Origin of the sequence: Acinetobacter sp. BIGb0196, from assembly GCF_011759595.1 — a bacterium.
GTDB classification, from domain to species: domain Bacteria; phylum Pseudomonadota; class Gammaproteobacteria; order Pseudomonadales; family Moraxellaceae; genus Acinetobacter; species Acinetobacter guillouiae.
The window spans coordinates 2,581,917-2,596,689 of sequence record NZ_JAAOZA010000001.1; the positions used below are offsets into that span (position 1 = coordinate 2,581,917).

Annotated in this window: 16 protein-coding genes; 10 read left to right on the plus strand and 6 right to left on the minus strand. The window is 38.0% G+C overall.

Annotated elements, in window-relative coordinates:
• Window positions 1-163 precede the first annotated feature (163 nt).
• Window positions 164-505: a Grx4 family monothiol glutaredoxin gene (gene grxD, locus FHR28_RS11855; protein WP_004721264.1), complete on the minus strand. Its 342-nt coding sequence runs from the start codon at window positions 503-505 to the stop codon at window positions 164-166.
• 165 nt (window positions 506-670) lie between these two features.
• Here grxD and FHR28_RS11860 point away from each other — a divergent pair, with 165 nt between their 5' ends.
• On the plus strand, window positions 671-1,882 hold the full coding sequence (locus FHR28_RS11860) for an aspartate aminotransferase family protein (RefSeq protein ID WP_004721267.1): 1,212 nt from the start codon (window positions 671-673) through the stop codon (window positions 1,880-1,882).
• 137 nt (window positions 1,883-2,019) lie between these two features.
• On the opposite strand, the gene FHR28_RS11865 is transcribed toward FHR28_RS11860, so the two are convergent.
• From FHR28_RS11865 to surE, 3 genes are all read right to left on the minus strand, one after another.
• Complete coding sequence (locus FHR28_RS11865; protein WP_004721269.1) at window positions 2,020-2,952, minus strand: LysR family transcriptional regulator; 933 nt, start codon at window positions 2,950-2,952, stop codon at window positions 2,020-2,022.
• 95 nt (window positions 2,953-3,047) lie between these two features.
• A complete protein-coding gene (locus FHR28_RS11870) occupies window positions 3,048-3,884 on the minus strand; it encodes a peptidoglycan DD-metalloendopeptidase family protein (protein WP_004820715.1) in 837 nt (278 codons plus the stop codon).
• Window positions 3,885-3,990: 106 nt separating this feature from the next.
• Window positions 3,991-4,776, minus strand: a complete 786-nt coding sequence (surE, locus tag FHR28_RS11875) for a 5'/3'-nucleotidase SurE (RefSeq protein ID WP_151957069.1) — start codon at window positions 4,774-4,776, stop codon at window positions 3,991-3,993.
• Window positions 4,777-4,892: 116 nt separating this feature from the next.
• Here surE and FHR28_RS11880 point away from each other — a divergent pair, with 116 nt between their 5' ends.
• The 4 genes from FHR28_RS11880 (at window position 4,893) to FHR28_RS11895 (ending at window position 7,781) form a co-directional block, all read left to right on the plus strand.
• Window positions 4,893-5,258, plus strand: a complete 366-nt coding sequence (locus FHR28_RS11880) for an MCR_0457 family protein (protein ID WP_004721272.1) — start codon at window positions 4,893-4,895, stop codon at window positions 5,256-5,258.
• A gap of 182 nt (window positions 5,259-5,440) precedes the next feature.
• The gene (locus FHR28_RS11885) at window positions 5,441-5,815 is read left to right on the plus strand and encodes an MCR_0457 family protein (protein ID WP_004721274.1); all 375 of its coding nucleotides are present in this window, start codon (window positions 5,441-5,443) and stop codon (window positions 5,813-5,815) included.
• 141 nt (window positions 5,816-5,956) lie between these two features.
• Entirely contained in the window at window positions 5,957-7,105 is a 1,149-nt protein-coding gene (gene dacC, locus FHR28_RS11890) for a D-alanyl-D-alanine carboxypeptidase PBP5/6 (RefSeq protein WP_056512427.1), read from the plus strand.
• Between the two features lie 133 nt (window positions 7,106-7,238).
• On the plus strand, window positions 7,239-7,781 hold the full coding sequence (locus FHR28_RS11895) for a gamma carbonic anhydrase family protein (protein WP_004721277.1): 543 nt from the start codon (window positions 7,239-7,241) through the stop codon (window positions 7,779-7,781).
• A gap of 121 nt (window positions 7,782-7,902) precedes the next feature.
• Here the strand turns inward: FHR28_RS11895 and FHR28_RS11900 are convergent, their stop codons facing one another.
• Together FHR28_RS11900 and FHR28_RS11905 are read right to left on the minus strand one after the other, a co-directional pair.
• Entirely contained in the window at window positions 7,903-8,385 is a 483-nt protein-coding gene (locus FHR28_RS11900) for a hypothetical protein (RefSeq protein ID WP_004721281.1), read from the minus strand.
• A gap of 13 nt (window positions 8,386-8,398) precedes the next feature.
• A complete protein-coding gene (locus tag FHR28_RS11905; RefSeq protein ID WP_004721283.1) occupies window positions 8,399-9,445 on the minus strand; it encodes a linear amide C-N hydrolase in 1,047 nt (348 codons plus the stop codon).
• A 738-nt stretch (window positions 9,446-10,183) separates the two neighbouring features.
• Between FHR28_RS11905 and FHR28_RS11910 the strand changes: the two genes are divergently transcribed.
• From FHR28_RS11910 to FHR28_RS11930, 5 genes are all read left to right on the plus strand, one after another.
• Window positions 10,184-10,669, plus strand: a complete 486-nt coding sequence (locus tag FHR28_RS11910; protein WP_056512437.1) for an NUDIX hydrolase — start codon at window positions 10,184-10,186, stop codon at window positions 10,667-10,669.
• A gap of 4 nt (window positions 10,670-10,673) precedes the next feature.
• Entirely contained in the window at window positions 10,674-11,810 is a 1,137-nt protein-coding gene (mnmA, locus tag FHR28_RS11915; RefSeq protein WP_034613669.1) for a tRNA 2-thiouridine(34) synthase MnmA, read from the plus strand.
• A gap of 30 nt (window positions 11,811-11,840) precedes the next feature.
• Complete coding sequence (hflD, locus tag FHR28_RS11920; RefSeq protein ID WP_166782654.1) at window positions 11,841-12,572, plus strand: high frequency lysogenization protein HflD; 732 nt, start codon at window positions 11,841-11,843, stop codon at window positions 12,570-12,572.
• A 56-nt stretch (window positions 12,573-12,628) separates the two neighbouring features.
• Window positions 12,629-14,017: an adenylosuccinate lyase gene (gene purB / locus FHR28_RS11925; protein WP_166782655.1), complete on the plus strand. Its 1,389-nt coding sequence runs from the start codon at window positions 12,629-12,631 to the stop codon at window positions 14,015-14,017.
• A gap of 101 nt (window positions 14,018-14,118) precedes the next feature.
• Complete coding sequence (locus FHR28_RS11930; RefSeq protein ID WP_004721297.1) at window positions 14,119-14,760, plus strand: DUF2238 domain-containing protein; 642 nt, start codon at window positions 14,119-14,121, stop codon at window positions 14,758-14,760.
• Window positions 14,761-14,773 lie beyond the last annotated feature (13 nt).

A 14,773-nucleotide genomic window follows, 5' to 3' on the forward strand; every position in this document is an offset into this window, starting at 1 on the left:
TCTGATAATTTGTTAAATATTCAAAACAAACAAAGATTGAAACAGTGCATCAGTCACGACATAATCTCGTCTAGGCAACTGATCAGTTCAGTCAAGTGAAAACAACATAAAGCTTAGCCAATAAAAAAGCACCTTCTGGTGCTTTTTCTACATCATCTACTTATTAAGCATCTGCTGCTGGGCTATATTGCTCAATCAATGGTTTTAATTCACCATTTTGGAACATTTCTAGCATAATGTCGCTACCGCCAATCAATTCGCCATTAATCCACAATTGCGGGAATGTAGGCCAATTTGCAATTTGTGGCAAAGTTGCACGAATATCTGGATTTTCCAAGATATTTACATAAGCAAATGGACGACCAATTTGGCTAAGTGCTTCAACTGCACGTGCAGAAAAACCACATTGTGGGAATTGCGGAGTACCTTTCATATAAAGAAGTACTGCATGTTTAGCTATTTGATCGCGAATTAACGCTTCTGTATCACGCGCTTGTTCAGTCATTGATTAAATCCTCAACTCATCTGCCTGCATTATACCTAAATCCACAATAAAGAATATGTCTAGACGATTATTTCCAATTTTATTTATATTAAAGCTTTAAATCTTGCGCATATTTTGGTTAGATAATCCTTTACCCTTTCCACTCCTAACAGATAAGAGTTAGTTATGAATAACATCACCCTCGCTCCGGTACAAACTGATCAACCTTCACATTTGATGCCTGTATTCAGCCGTCAACCGATCAGCTTTGTACGAGGACGAGGTTCTTATCTTTATACTGAAAATGGTACAGAGTATTTAGATGCATTGACAGGTATTGCCGTGTGTGGCTTAGGACATGCTCATCCTGTGCTGGCAGAGGCTATTGCAGAACAAGCGGCTACATTAATCCATACCAGCAATATTTACGAAGTCGCTTGGCAAACTGCAGCAGCGCAAAAGCTGGCTGAAGTTTCGGGTATGGAAGAAATCTTTTTCTCAAACAGTGGTGCAGAATCAAATGAAGGTGCAATTAAAATTGCACGTAAATTTGGTCACTTACAGGGTGTTTCTAATCCCAAAATCATTGTTGCGGATCAATCATTCCATGGTCGTACCCTTGCAACGCTTTCAGCTACGGGCAATAAAAAGGTTCAAGAAGGTTTTGCACCATTAGTTGAAGGCTTTATTCGTGTGCCTTTTGGCGATGTAGAAGCCATTGAAGAAGCCGCTATTCAGCATCCTGACATTGTGGCAATTCTGGTCGAACCGATCCAAGGTGAAGGCGGTGTCAATACCGCACCTCAAGGCTTTAGCTACCTTGAAGATATTCGTCGTATTTGTAATCAACATAATTGGTTGATGATGCTAGATGAAGTCCAAACAGGTAATGGTCGTACCGGTAAATACTTTGCTTATCAACATACCAATATTATTCCAGATGTTTTAACCACAGCAAAAGGCCTAGGAAATGGTTTCCCAATTGGTGCTGTGATGACACAAGGTCGTGGTGTTGGGGTACTTGCTGCGGGAAATCACGGCTCTACTTATAGTGGTACGCATTTAGGCTCACGCGTTGTCTACACAGTGATTGACTTGATTCAAAAAGAAAACATCGTTGCAAATGCTGCTGAAATTGGAGCATATCTGGTCGATCAGTTCCGTGCTCAACTTGTAGAGCAAAATGTGATTGTGCGTGGTTTCGGCATGATGATTGGTATCGAATTACCTAAAGACTGTGCCGAATTAGTAAACATTGCACGTGATAAGCATCATTTAATTATTAACGTTACTTCAGGCAATGTGGTGCGTTTACTGCCGGCTTTGAATATGAATCATCAACAAGCAGATGATTTATTAAAACGCTTAGTGCCTGCAATTAAAGAGTTCCTTGCCTAAGTGTGTATAAACGCTTTAAGAGATTAACCTGTTAATCTCTTTTGGTTTCATCATCATTGCGTATAAAATTGCAGATATAGAAAAGCCGCTTTAAAGCGGCTTTTTTATTAGAACTTATTAGAATTAGAACTTTGACTCTATGAAGCTTCTTGGAAAATTCTACCACCAGGTAACTGGCTAAAATATTGTTTCAAAGCATCCAAACAACGATGAATTTTCATCGGCTGCTGTTCACGCTTTAAGGTCACAGCACTTAAAGTGAAAGTTGGTAATTTCCACTCTGGAAGCACTTCAACCAATGTTCCGTTCATTAATTCTTTTTGCACATCTAAATAAAGGATCCGCGCAATACCATGCCCATGTTGGCACAATGATTTTGCAACAAATACGTTATTTGTCTGAAGACGATGCTTCATTTCTAAATTAACAACTTCACCAGTTGCGCCATGCTGAAATGAAAAATGTTGAGAATTTTTCATGATATTTATCGGAATCAAATCATGATTCTGTAAATCTTCAGGACGTGAAATAGGTGCTGTTTGATTTAAATAACTTGGCGATGCAACTAAGATCTGATCGACTCGTGCAAGTGGCATACAACTCAAGTTATTCGCATCTTCGATTTTTGAAGACATGCGAATAGCAATATCTATACGCTCTTGAATCAAGTCAATATATTGGTTATCTGCTTCAAAATGAACCATCAAACCTCTATGTGCAGACATCCAATGCGATAAAGCAGGAACAACATGTGTTGCTCCTATTTCTGGGGTTGTCGCAATACGCAAATCCCCAACTAAATCATCGCGCAACTCATTAATGCGGATTTTTCCACGCTCTGCGGCAGCGAGCATTTCTTGACAACTGTGGAAAAAAGCTTGACCAGCCTCAGTTAAACTCAGCTTTCGCGTAGAACGATGTAGAAGCGTAACTTCCATTTCATGTTCTAGAGATCTAATTTGCTGACTAACCGCACTAGTCGTAATGCCAAGGTCACGCGCGGCACCACTAAAAGAGCTTTTTTCAACAACACAAGCAAATACACCCATTGCCCGAAGTTGATCTAACATAAATTTCCCTCTGAAATTATGAGCTGTTTCACACTTTTTTGTTCAAAACAACTCATTGTATTATACGAAGAAAATTACACTTTGCATTAAAATATTTAATTTATTGGTAAAATATTTGCTGGGTTTATCGGTTTGCCATCTAAACGTACCTGAAACTCCAACATGGTACTGCTAGCACCTGAAGATCCCATCTCTGCAATCTTCTGTCCTGCTGTCACAGTTTGACCACTTTTCACCAACATTTTGCTGTTATGAGCATATGCAGTAATGTAACCATCAATATGTTTTACTAAGACAAGATTACCATATTCTTTTAATCCATCTGCAGCATAAACCACCTGTCCATCTGCTGCGGCAAAAATTGGATCACCTTGATTCCCTCCAAAACGTATTCCTTTAATATTATTCGCAATATTATAATTTGCAATAACAGATCCATTTGATGGTTTTACCCATCTCAATTGAGTTGATTGTACTGTCGTCGTCGTTTGTACAGGCGGTGGCGTTACTGGCTGAGCCGTCGTTGTGCCAGTTGGCGACGTCGGCTGCTGCGTTGGTAACTTAATCGTTTGGCGTTGAATTTGTGGTTCATTGCTCGTCAACGGTTTCGTTGTAGATCGGGTGACATTACCCCCACCTTTTTTCAAACGTAATGACTGCCCTACATAAATTCGATAAGGCGCAGCAATATCATTCATTTCAGCAACACTGAGATAACTCAAACCATAACGCATAGAGATTGCACTTAGGGTATCACCAGAACGAACTGTGTAATAGTCAGGTGCAACAGCATAACGTGTAGGGTTATTAATTTGAGGCTTCGATGCACACCCAGTCACCACTATGGTAGAGGTGATTGCTATTGTGGACAAAATGATTTTCATCCATCGCTTAGGCATTTGAATTGGAAGTGTTGATCGAGCCAAAAGCATTGATTTCCCTCTCTACAATCTTAAAATTTAAAAATATTTGCTTAAGATTAGCAAAATACACACGTATTTCACTGTTTAACAGTGCTTTTTCACAAAGTTATAACACTCATACATCAAAATGACTATGTGAGAGTTGTGATTGTAGTGTTTCAAGAATTGTGTAATTGGTTGCATCCATCTGAATTGGCGTAATACTGACGTAACCATTGGCAATGGCAAAAAAGTCAGATTGCAGGTTTTGTGCGTTTTTTTGGGGATCTGTCACCGCTTCACCCGCCAAACCAATCCAATAGACTTGACGACCACGCGGGTCAACCTGACTGGTCATTGGTTTTGATTGTATACGACGACCCTGATACGTAATTTGAGCCCCTAAAATTTCTGCGACATCTGGAATATTGATATTTAAGATATGTCGTGGAGGCAGCTCGGGTAAGCCCTTAGCAATAAAGTTGTAAACCCAGTTTGCGGCTTGCGCATAATCTTCAGGGTGGTCATAGGAACGTACATTACTGCCTGCCAATGAAACTGCGATTGCAGGCTGTTTCATCAACCGTCCTTCAAATGCCGCCCCTACGGTTCCAGAATAAAGGACATCGTCACCTAAATTTGCACCACTATTGATTCCACTGACAACTAAATCAAACTCAAAATCAAATAAACCATTCATTGACAAATAAACACAATCAGCAGGTGTGCCGTTTACTGCCCACATATCTGGTGCAACTTGAATCGGTCGAAGTGGTCGATCTAGGGTTAATGCACTTGAAAAACCACTGCGCTCACTTTCTGGCGCAACAATAACAACTCGACCTAATGGTCGTAATGCTTTTGCTAAAGCTTGAATACCTGGTGCAAAAACACCATCATCATTGGCAACTAAAATATTCACTAAAAAGTTCTCTGACTAAAAATTATTAAATGACTACCGAGTAATTTAATTCAAATTTATTGAACAATTATATATAGTTACTTACTCAATTTTAAATCTAATTTGTGACTATAAAGATGATTACACGTTCTCTTACTCGTACTATTTCTATCGCACTCATCACACTTTGCGCACAATCTGCATTTTCAGAAACATTAACTTCACAAGAATCTGATCGAATTGTGAAAGAGGATATTGCCGCAACACAGGTGCTTGCCGAAGTTTGCCCAGCGTTAATTGGAAACAACCCTGCATTTCAAACTAAAATCGGAAGTTTAACCCAAACCTTATTAAAGGATTTGTCTAAACCTACAACATTGACTCAGCTTCAACAAGATCCAGAATACCAAACCGTACTCAAAGAAGCACAAACCAGTGCCAAAGAAGTTGATCAAGCTGAACACAAAGCAGTATGTGCAGATGTGCTTGAACTTCCACACTAACATAAGATAAAAAACCTCCCCCCAATGCGATGTTAAAAAACCCTTTTTTGACATCTTTTGCATTGTTCAGTTTGCGAAAATTTCAAATAAATCTACAACATCGATACACTTTATCTATATTTTTCACAGTTTTTACGTTTAATCTATGCAGGTTCTCAAATTAAAAATTGATTAGGTTATTTATGCGTATGACTTTAAAAATGCTTACATTAAGCCTTGTTTCAGCAAGTGGTTTGTTTATGACCCATGCTTTTGCCGCATCTGACAAAATCGAAGTCACACAGCAACAAGTATCTAAAGAAGAATTGGCTGCAATTTATGTATTGTCGGATATCTGCCCGAGTCTAATTAAAACAGACGCTGCGTTTAATAAAGGTTTTGATCACTTACTTAAAGACTATATGCCTAATGACAAAGATCCTAAAGCAACCTTAAAATCACTTGCCAAGCAAAAAGATTTCCAAAGAGCATTAAAAGAAGCAAAAAGTGATGCTAAAAAAGCCGGTGATACTGAAAACACAGCAATTTGTAATGACATTAGTAACTATCAGTCATAACGATTTCTGCAATTTATTCAACAAATATTGAATTAGTTACAATAAGTAAGAAATAAGCCGACTTTCCTTATAGAAGTCGGCTTTGCTTTACCCTAAAATGCTAGCCTGTTTGTGCTCATATAACGATTGGAACGACCTAGAATGACTCGAAAAAGCGCCATTGCTGCATTATTACTTTTACCTTCATTTTCTTATGCAGCAACCGTCTTAACCACTCCGCCAGAATTAAATAATAAATCGTATGTCTTAATGGACTATGAGACAGGTCAAATTCTTGCATCGAAGAATGAAAATGAAAAATTAGCTCCTGCTTCGATGACGAAAATGATGACGAGTTACATCATTGAGCAAAAACTTCTTAAAGGCGAACTGACCGAAAGTGAAAAAGTTCGCATGAATGAGTCTGCATGGTGTCGTGGTAGCAGTACTGAATCTTGTATGTATGTGCCGTTAAATGGTACTGCAACAGTTTTAGAAATGTTACGAGGCATTATTATCCAGTCGGGTAATGATGCATCTAAAGCAATGGCTGAACATATTTCAGGTAATGAAGGTTCATTTGCCTATGCAATGAACCAAGAAGCCAAACGTGTGGGCATGGTCAATACACACTTTATCAATGCAACAGGTATGCCTGCTGAAGGTCATTACTCCACTGCAAAAGATATGGCGGTACTTGCTAAACATATCATTCATGACAGTTCAAAATATTATCCTATTTATTCTGAAAAAGAATTTACCTTCAACGGGATTAAACAAGGTAACCGTAATGCCTTGCTTTATACTGACCCAAGTGTTGATGGCTTAAAAACAGGTCATACAGAGGAAGCTGGTTATTGCTTAACCACATCTTCAAAACGCGGTCCAATGCGTTTGATTTCAGTGATTTTTGGTGCACCGTCTATGAATGAACGTGCGAGCCAAACACGTTCATTGTTATCTTGGGGTTATTCAAACTTTGAAACGGTCAGCGTTCAACCTGCAAATCAAGTGCTTGCTAAAGCAAAAGTTTATTTTGGTAAAGAAAATGATGTACAAATTGGTTTAGCTGAAAACTTCAATGTGACCATGCCTAAAGGTCAAGCCAATGCAATCAAAACACAAGTCACTGTTCAACCCAACTTAAATGCACCATTAAAACAAGGTCAAGTCGTTGGTAAATTAACAGCAACCTTAGATGGTAAAGTGATTGCTGAAAAACCATTAGTGGCTTTAAAAGCTGTAGAAGAAGCAGGCTTCTTCTCTCGCTTAATCGACCATATCAAAATGTTCTTTAGCAACTTGTTCTAAGTTATTCGCTTAAACCTAATATTGAATCTATTAGACTAAAGCACAGGCATCCTGATCACAGATTTGGATGCCTTTTTAATTTATACTCGGTAAAAATACACTGGTTAAATTTGCTTTTGACATGGAAGCCAACATGAAAAAAAATATTCGTTCGTATTTAAGTCATCATCCTAAAATTGATTCAACTTGTTATATTGACGATCTCTCCGTTGTGATCGGTGAAGTAACTTTGGCGGAGAATGTATCTGTTTGGCCTTTTGCAGTGATTCGTGCTGATGTCAATCACATCAAAATTGGTCGTTATTCTAATGTACAAGACCATTGCATGTTACATGTCAGTCATAAAAATGATGCTAAACCCAATGGCTCACCTTTAGTGATTGGGGAAGATGTGACCATTGGACATCATGTCACCTTACATGGTTGTACCATTGGCAACCGTGTTTTAGTGGGAATTAATACCATTGTTCTAGATGATGTAGTGATTGAAGATGATGTCATGATTGGTGCAGGCTCACTGGTTCCACCGCGTAAGCGCTTAGAAAGTGGTTACCTCTATGTGGGAAGCCCAGTACAAAAGGTTCGACCTTTAACTGATAAAGAAAAGGAATTTTTGCCTTATTCCGCAAGACACTATGTCAAAGTAGCAAATCAATATTTAGAAGCGAATGATTAGGGATATAACAAACATATAAACATCTTTTAAAGCATATTGATTATTTGAATTAAGTGGTTCAAGTCGACTTCGTTCCACTGAAGCACAGTGGAATGAAGCCTATATTTTTTAGATCAAATTTCTATTTTGAAACATTGTAGTATTTGGTTAATTCTTCAAATACTGGTGCTTTGACATTATCTTTTAAGATATATCGAGTAATCACACCTTGATCTGTATGTATTTCCATAAAGATATTTTGAGAACTTTTAAAGTCCCCCATAAGATTGACTGGAATAAGCACACTGTTGCGAGAGCGATTTGCCTTAAAAGCAAAATCAATTTCAGTTGGTCCAATCACATTAAATGAGTGACTTTTTGCGCCATCACTAAATACAACTTTTTCAATATTATATTTTGTATAGGCACTATTTAAGCTAAGTTTCACTTTTAAAAAATCTTTATGTGTCTCATTCCACACTACGGTGACGATTGGACAAAGCTCATTTGGCTGACAAATTAATAATCCCTGCGTACCTAAATTTGAAGTAGCGTCATTAGGATTTGAAGCACACCCAGTAATTAGTAATACACTGAAAGGTATACATAATAATTTCTTTATCATACTTTTTTAAATCCTATTGTATGCCCAAAAATTGAAATGGTGGAGCGACCTTAAAAGAAGAATTAGCCTTACCTGCATAAACTTTTGCTTGATCAGCACCCAACTCAAGCTTTCTGGTTTGACCATCTTTAAAATCAATCTCTTTTAAGTCTACCCAAAAAACATTTGGTGATACAGCAGATTCAAAAAAATAAAGTCCTCGCTTATGATCTACCACTGTACGCCAACGTGTAGAGGAGATATTTGGCTCTTCTTCTGTATTGAGCCCAAACGGAACAGATGTGTTACGTATCACGCTAAATACACTTGCTAAAGAATATTCAGGAGTCGCATCTTTAGGAATCGCATTTATATAAAAAGATGCTCTTGCAAACCGATCTGCAGCTCGATTGGTTCCAGGTAACATCGTTGTTCCGCCAATTTGTTTCCAATATGTATTTAACGCCAATTGCTGATCAAAGGTTGGAGAGTTTGTCATCACTTGATATTGTCGATTATGATGGATGACCTGCTTACCACCAATGTATTCAATAATAGCACTGTCACCCGTTGCATCTGAAATTGATAAATGCAGAGTCGCTAGTCTTTTTTCACCTGGCACTTGATCTGTTACTATCATAAACGGCTCTTGTGCTAAAGCCTGAATTGCTTCATCTACTGTTGCATAGTTATCTAAAACATACTGCGCCCAAAGTGAGATACTTAATGGCGGTTTTTTATTGTTTTTAACATTTGGATATTCAGACTCAACCAGCCAAAGTAAATTTGCAGCCAAACCCTTTTCATTTACACCATCTGTTGTTGAAATATCATAACCTGTTGCGACAACACTGCCATATTTAGATGTCCATTGAATCGATTTTGGCCCAGCCATACCACTGCGTTTTACATTATTGGGCAATATCCACAAGTTTGTTCCAACATCACTTTTCCAATCCATAGAACGTGCTGTCATCACATCATTATTGCCTAAATAAACAACCCGCGTACATGCCGTCGCCAGCTCAGCCGCAACCAAAAGCCCTGCTGCAAACAATACCTTTTTTATTGCCTTTTTCATGATTATACTCACTTATAAAATTACTAAAGTTAGACTTATTTTTGACTCAATATAAGCATATATTTCCAATAAAATATGCTTAAACTATATTTATCAAAAAAGTTTATTTCCACTCTATTTGTGATTACACATCTTTAAACGATAGATCCATGAACTAATTAATTTTGGATAACCATACCTATTCAACGAAGCATCCAATAAAACCAAATTGAATAAACACACTATTAACAGGAAAAATAAATAATTGTTAAGTTTAATAAAATTTTATATATACGTATTTTTTATCATATGTTTCAATCATAGTAAATGCCTTATTCGGGTATTTATTGTACAAAAATAAATTAAATGCCATTCACCATAAAACCAATAACTTTGAAATATTTACTTATGAGTTGCTACCTCTATCTATTGGTCATTACTGATAAGAATTAAAATAATAAAAAAAATTACTTCATAAATTGATGTCACATTTAATTGCATTTAGATATCAAGATATAAGAATATTTTTATTAAACTTTTTACATGAAGTATCACCAAAAAAAACCATGAGATAAATCTTTCCTTTATAAAATAAGCAAATAAAAATTTTAAAAAAAATAAACAAAACTCGACCATGAGGTATTTTTAAACAGCCTATAGATATAAATCCTTTTAGGGTGATCAAAGAAAACCCTTATGAACATAGCCACCACGCGCTAAATTTTGTAGAATAATACTTTATCTCCCTTGGTGCTGGTCATGACCGCTTGGACACCCCACGTTACTGTTGCGACAGTTGTAGAAAAAGATGGAAAATTTCTTTTTGTAGAAGAATATACTGAAGGTGTAAGCCATACTGTGTTCAATCAACCCGCTGGGCATGTTGAATCTGATGAAACCATTATTCAAGCTGCGTTACGTGAAACCATGGAAGAGACAGGATATGCAGTAGAAATCAATTCATTACTGGGGATCTATACCTATACCCCACCCATGTTTCCAGACCGTACCTATTTTAGATTTTGCTTTTTAGCCCATGTAACTGAATACTTTCCAGACGCGCAACTTGATACAGATATCATTGGTCCGCAATGGATGACGCTTGAAGAACTGCTTGAATCTGCTCGCGCAAGAAGCCCTTTGGTCATTAAAGCTGTACAAGACGCACTTTCTGGGCAAAAATACCCGCTTTCGCTCATCTATGAGCACCAAAACTCTCCTTTAATTTCAAATTTGGATGCCTAATCCTATGCAACAACGTGTCATCGTCGGTATGTCGGGTGGTGTAGATTCATCTGTTTCTGCTGCACTTTTACTTCAACAAGGATATCAAGTTGAAGGGCTTTTCATGAAAAACTGGGAAGAAGATGATGGCACGGAATATTGTACCGCAATGGATGACCTTGCTGACGCACAAGCTGTGTGTGACAAAATTGGGATCAAACTCCATACTGCAAATTTTGCAATGGAATATTGGGATCGCGTTTTTGAACATTTCTTAGCAGAATATGCCGCTGGGCGTACGCCAAACCCAGATATTCTATGTAATAAAGAAATTAAATTCCGTGCATTCTTAGATCATGCTGTCAATTTAGGCGCTGATTTTATTGCAACTGGACATTATTGTCGTCGTGGTGAAACAACCACCAATTCAAAAGGCGATCAATATGCGCCTTTATTACGTGGTGTAGACAACAACAAAGATCAAACTTATTTTCTTCACGCGGTTCATGGTCGTGAAATCAATAAGACCTTGTTCCCTGTTGGTGAGATTGAAAAACCACAAGTACGTAAAATTGCTGAAGAACTTGGTTTAGCTACTGCCAAGAAAAAAGATTCAACGGGGATTTGCTTTATTGGTGAACGCCGTTTTAATGACTTCTTAAAACAATATTTACCGGCTCAACCTGGGAAAATTGTCTTAGATACAGGAAAAGAGGTTGGTGATCATCACGGCTTAATGTACTATACGCTCGGTCAGCGTGGTGGTATTGGTTTAGGTGGACTCAAAGGTGCAGAAGAAGGTGCTTGGTTTGTTCTACATAAAGACATCGAAGGTAATCGTCTTGTGGTTGGACAAGGCCATGAACATCCACTGATGCAGAGTACCATTTTATGGTCTGAAACAATTGACTGGGTTGCAGGTGAACAAGCGATTCCAGACACAGGTTTCCGATGCACGGCAAAAACTCGTTACCGTCAGCCTGATCAAGCATGTACAATTTATAAAGATGCAAACACGCCAAATGGTGTTCGTGTCGAATTTGATGAAGCACAGCGTGCCGTTACGCCGGGACAAAGTGTTGTTTTCTATGTCGATGAAGTCTGTTTAGGTGGAGGTGTGATTCATCATACCAATGCACCAAAACCAGATTTTATTGAGTAATGATTAAAAATTATTTAAAGGAATTTAGGCATGGTTGAGTTGCCCTTTCAACAGCCTCAAACTTTGAATCAACGCCAAAACCGAGCTTTGGCGTTAGCAGCTGTGTTTCAAGCAACACAGCTGACGCATATGACTGCAATGTCAGGACGTCAAAGCATTGGTGAAAGCGGTAATTTCTATTTTGAACAGCTCATCAAAGCCAGCCTCAATATCCGTGCCACTGCCAATTCATCAGGTCAAACTTTAGACTTCTTCAATCAATTGGCAGACATCTCCTTAGGTTTAAAAGCTTTAGAAAGTAGTATTACGCAACCTTTCTCGACATCACCGAAATCTAGAATTCCTAAAATTGCCAATGCAAAACTGCCAATGACTTATGCCATGTCATTATTAGCCTTGGAAAAAAAAGTTTATAGCAATCCAAAGTTTGTTGAAATTATTGAACAATCTCAACAAAAAATATTAAAACAGCTGTCTTTTTTTGATAATAACTATTTACATCCAAGTGTCATTGCCAATTTAGCACAAACCTATGTCGACACTGCTGGTCAAATTAACCCTCGAATTCTAGTCCGTGGTAATGCAGAAGCCTTTAAAGACTCTGCACATACCAATCGTATCCGTGCCAGTTTATTCACAGGCTTACAAATGGCTCACCTATGGCGTCAATTAGGTGGTAGTTCATGGAATATGATCTTTAGCAAACGTAAACTTCTTCAAGATATTCAAGATCTTGCTCGATTACAATATCAGGTTGTTTAATTTGATACTGTTCGAGTTACGCCATTCGCTCTAATTCCAAAATTTAAGGAATCTTTATGAACGCTTTAACCGCACTTTCTCCACTAGACGGACGCTATGCAAGCAAATGCGATGCATTACGCCCTTACCTCTCTGAGTTTGGTTTAATCCATGCTCGTGTGACTGTTGAAGTGCGTTGGTTACAAGCGCTTGCGAATCGTCCTGAAATCACAGAAGTTCCAGCTTTTTCTGCTGCAACCAATACAGCTTTAGATGCCATTGTTACTCAATTTTCGGAAGATGATGCTAACCGTATTAAAGAAATTGAACGTACCACTAACCATGATGTAAAAGCGGTTGAATATTTCTTAAAAGAAAAAATTGCACATATTGATGAGCTTAAAAATGCAGGCGAATTTATTCACTTTGCTTGTACTTCAGAAGACATCAACAACCTTTCTCACGCTTTGATGTTGAAAAATGGTCGTGAAGTGTTAGTTGTTGCTATGCAACAAATTGTTGATTCTATTGTGGCTTTAGCTGAAACACATGCAGAACAACCAATGCTATCACGCACCCATGGTCAAACTGCGAGCCCAACCACTTTGGGTAAAGAAATGGCCAACGTTGCATATCGTTTAGCGCGTCAAATCAAACAATTTAAACAAGTTGAATTATTGGGCAAAATTAATGGTGCGGTAGGTAACTACAACGCGCACTACTCTGCTTATCCAGAAATCAACTGGCCTGCTCACTCACAAGCATTTGTTGAATCACTCGGTTTAACCTTCAACCCTTATACAACTCAAATCGAACCACACGATTACATCGCTGAATTATTCGATGCTTTACGTCGTTTTAACACAATTCTTATCGACTTTAACCGTGACGTTTGGGGCTATATCTCTTTAGGCTTCTTTAAACAACGTTTAAAAGAAGGTGAAGTCGGTTCTTCTACAATGCCTCACAAAGTCAATCCAATTGATTTTGAAAACTCTGAAGGTAACTTGGGCATTGCCAATGCAGTATTAGCGCACTTAGGCGAAAAATTACCAATTTCTCGTTGGCAGCGTGATCTTACCGACTCGACTGTATTGCGTAACATGGGTGTTGGCTTGGCACAAAGTTTAATTGCTTTTGAAGCATGTTCAAAAGGTATTGGTAAACTTGAGCTCAATGCAACACGTATTCTTGAAGACCTTGATCATGCTCAAGAAGTATTGGCTGAACCAATCCAAACTGTAATGCGCCGTTATGCAGTTGAAAAACCATATGAAAAATTAAAAGCATTGACTCGCGGTCAAGCGATGACACGTGACATGATGGTTGATTTTGTCAATGGCACTGAACTTGAAGCCGTACCTGCTGCTGATCGTGCACGTTTGGCTGAAATGAGCCCTGCGACTTACACGGGTAATGCTGCGGATCAAGCCAAACAAATTAAAGATTTGATTGCTAAAATCTAAGCTTTTAATCTTCTAAAAGACCTGAAAATGCGAAGCCAATGCTTCGCATTTTTTTGCTTTTTGATTACAATGCGCAGTAATAATTTTTAGAAAATACCATAATGATTTATCATGCCTTAACAAAAAAACATTGGCTTGTTCTTGCTATTCTTGCAATCGCAATCATTCTTGCCAGTATCAATCCTTTAGAATATCCATCCTACATGCTGCATCAGATTGGCACCTTGCTCATGCTGATTACCCTGTTTTTCTGTCTAAAGAAAATAGGGCTGACATTTTCATCATTTTTATTGTATATCCTCTTCTTGGTGATTCATGTCATTGCAGCACATTATCTTTATTCTTATGTGCCTTATAATGATTGGTCAATCAAATACTTACATTTTGATCTCAATCAAGCAATGGGTTGGACACGTAACATGTTTGACCGCTTTGTACACTTGTTCTATGGTTTATTCCTTTACCCATTTTTCTACCGAATTTTCCAAGTCTGGTTACCAAGCTTAAAGCCTAAAACCTTATTTTTATTGGTCATTCAATTTGTTATGGCAACCAGTTTATTTTATGAATGGATTGAATGGTGGATTGCCATTGGCCTATCTCCAGAAGAAGCTGAAAACTACAATGGGCAACAAGGTGATATATGGGATGCACATAAGGATATGTTCTTAGCCACCATTGGTGCAATCATGACAGGACTAGTCTCTTTAAAAGCTGCGACAAAAGGGAATCATCCTCAATAATAAGGACTTTCCT

Coding starts and splice junctions, on each gene's coding strand:
- FHR28_RS11905 (WP_004721283.1), bottom strand. CDS start 9,445: ATGAAAAAGGCAATAAAAAAGGTATTGTTTGCAGCAGGGCTTTTGGTT.
- FHR28_RS11900 (WP_004721281.1), bottom strand. CDS start 8,385: ATGATAAAGAAATTATTATGTATACCTTTCAGTGTATTACTAATTACT.
- hflD (WP_166782654.1), top strand. CDS start 11,841: ATGGTTGAGTTGCCCTTTCAACAGCCTCAAACTTTGAATCAACGCCAA.
- FHR28_RS11895 (WP_004721277.1), top strand. CDS start 7,239: ATGAAAAAAAATATTCGTTCGTATTTAAGTCATCATCCTAAAATTGAT.
- FHR28_RS11930 (WP_004721297.1), top strand. CDS start 14,119: ATGATTTATCATGCCTTAACAAAAAAACATTGGCTTGTTCTTGCTATT.
- FHR28_RS11885 (WP_004721274.1), top strand. CDS start 5,441: ATGCGTATGACTTTAAAAATGCTTACATTAAGCCTTGTTTCAGCAAGT.
- FHR28_RS11880 (WP_004721272.1), top strand. CDS start 4,893: ATGATTACACGTTCTCTTACTCGTACTATTTCTATCGCACTCATCACA.
- grxD (WP_004721264.1), bottom strand. CDS start 505: ATGACTGAACAAGCGCGTGATACAGAAGCGTTAATTCGCGATCAAATA.
- dacC (WP_056512427.1), top strand. CDS start 5,957: ATGACTCGAAAAAGCGCCATTGCTGCATTATTACTTTTACCTTCATTT.
- FHR28_RS11910 (WP_056512437.1), top strand. CDS start 10,184: ATGACCGCTTGGACACCCCACGTTACTGTTGCGACAGTTGTAGAAAAA.
- FHR28_RS11865 (WP_004721269.1), bottom strand. CDS start 2,952: ATGTTAGATCAACTTCGGGCAATGGGTGTATTTGCTTGTGTTGTTGAA.
- FHR28_RS11860 (WP_004721267.1), top strand. CDS start 671: ATGAATAACATCACCCTCGCTCCGGTACAAACTGATCAACCTTCACAT.
- mnmA (WP_034613669.1), top strand. CDS start 10,674: ATGCAACAACGTGTCATCGTCGGTATGTCGGGTGGTGTAGATTCATCT.
- FHR28_RS11870 (WP_004820715.1), bottom strand. CDS start 3,884: ATGCTTTTGGCTCGATCAACACTTCCAATTCAAATGCCTAAGCGATGG.
- purB (WP_166782655.1), top strand. CDS start 12,629: ATGAACGCTTTAACCGCACTTTCTCCACTAGACGGACGCTATGCAAGC.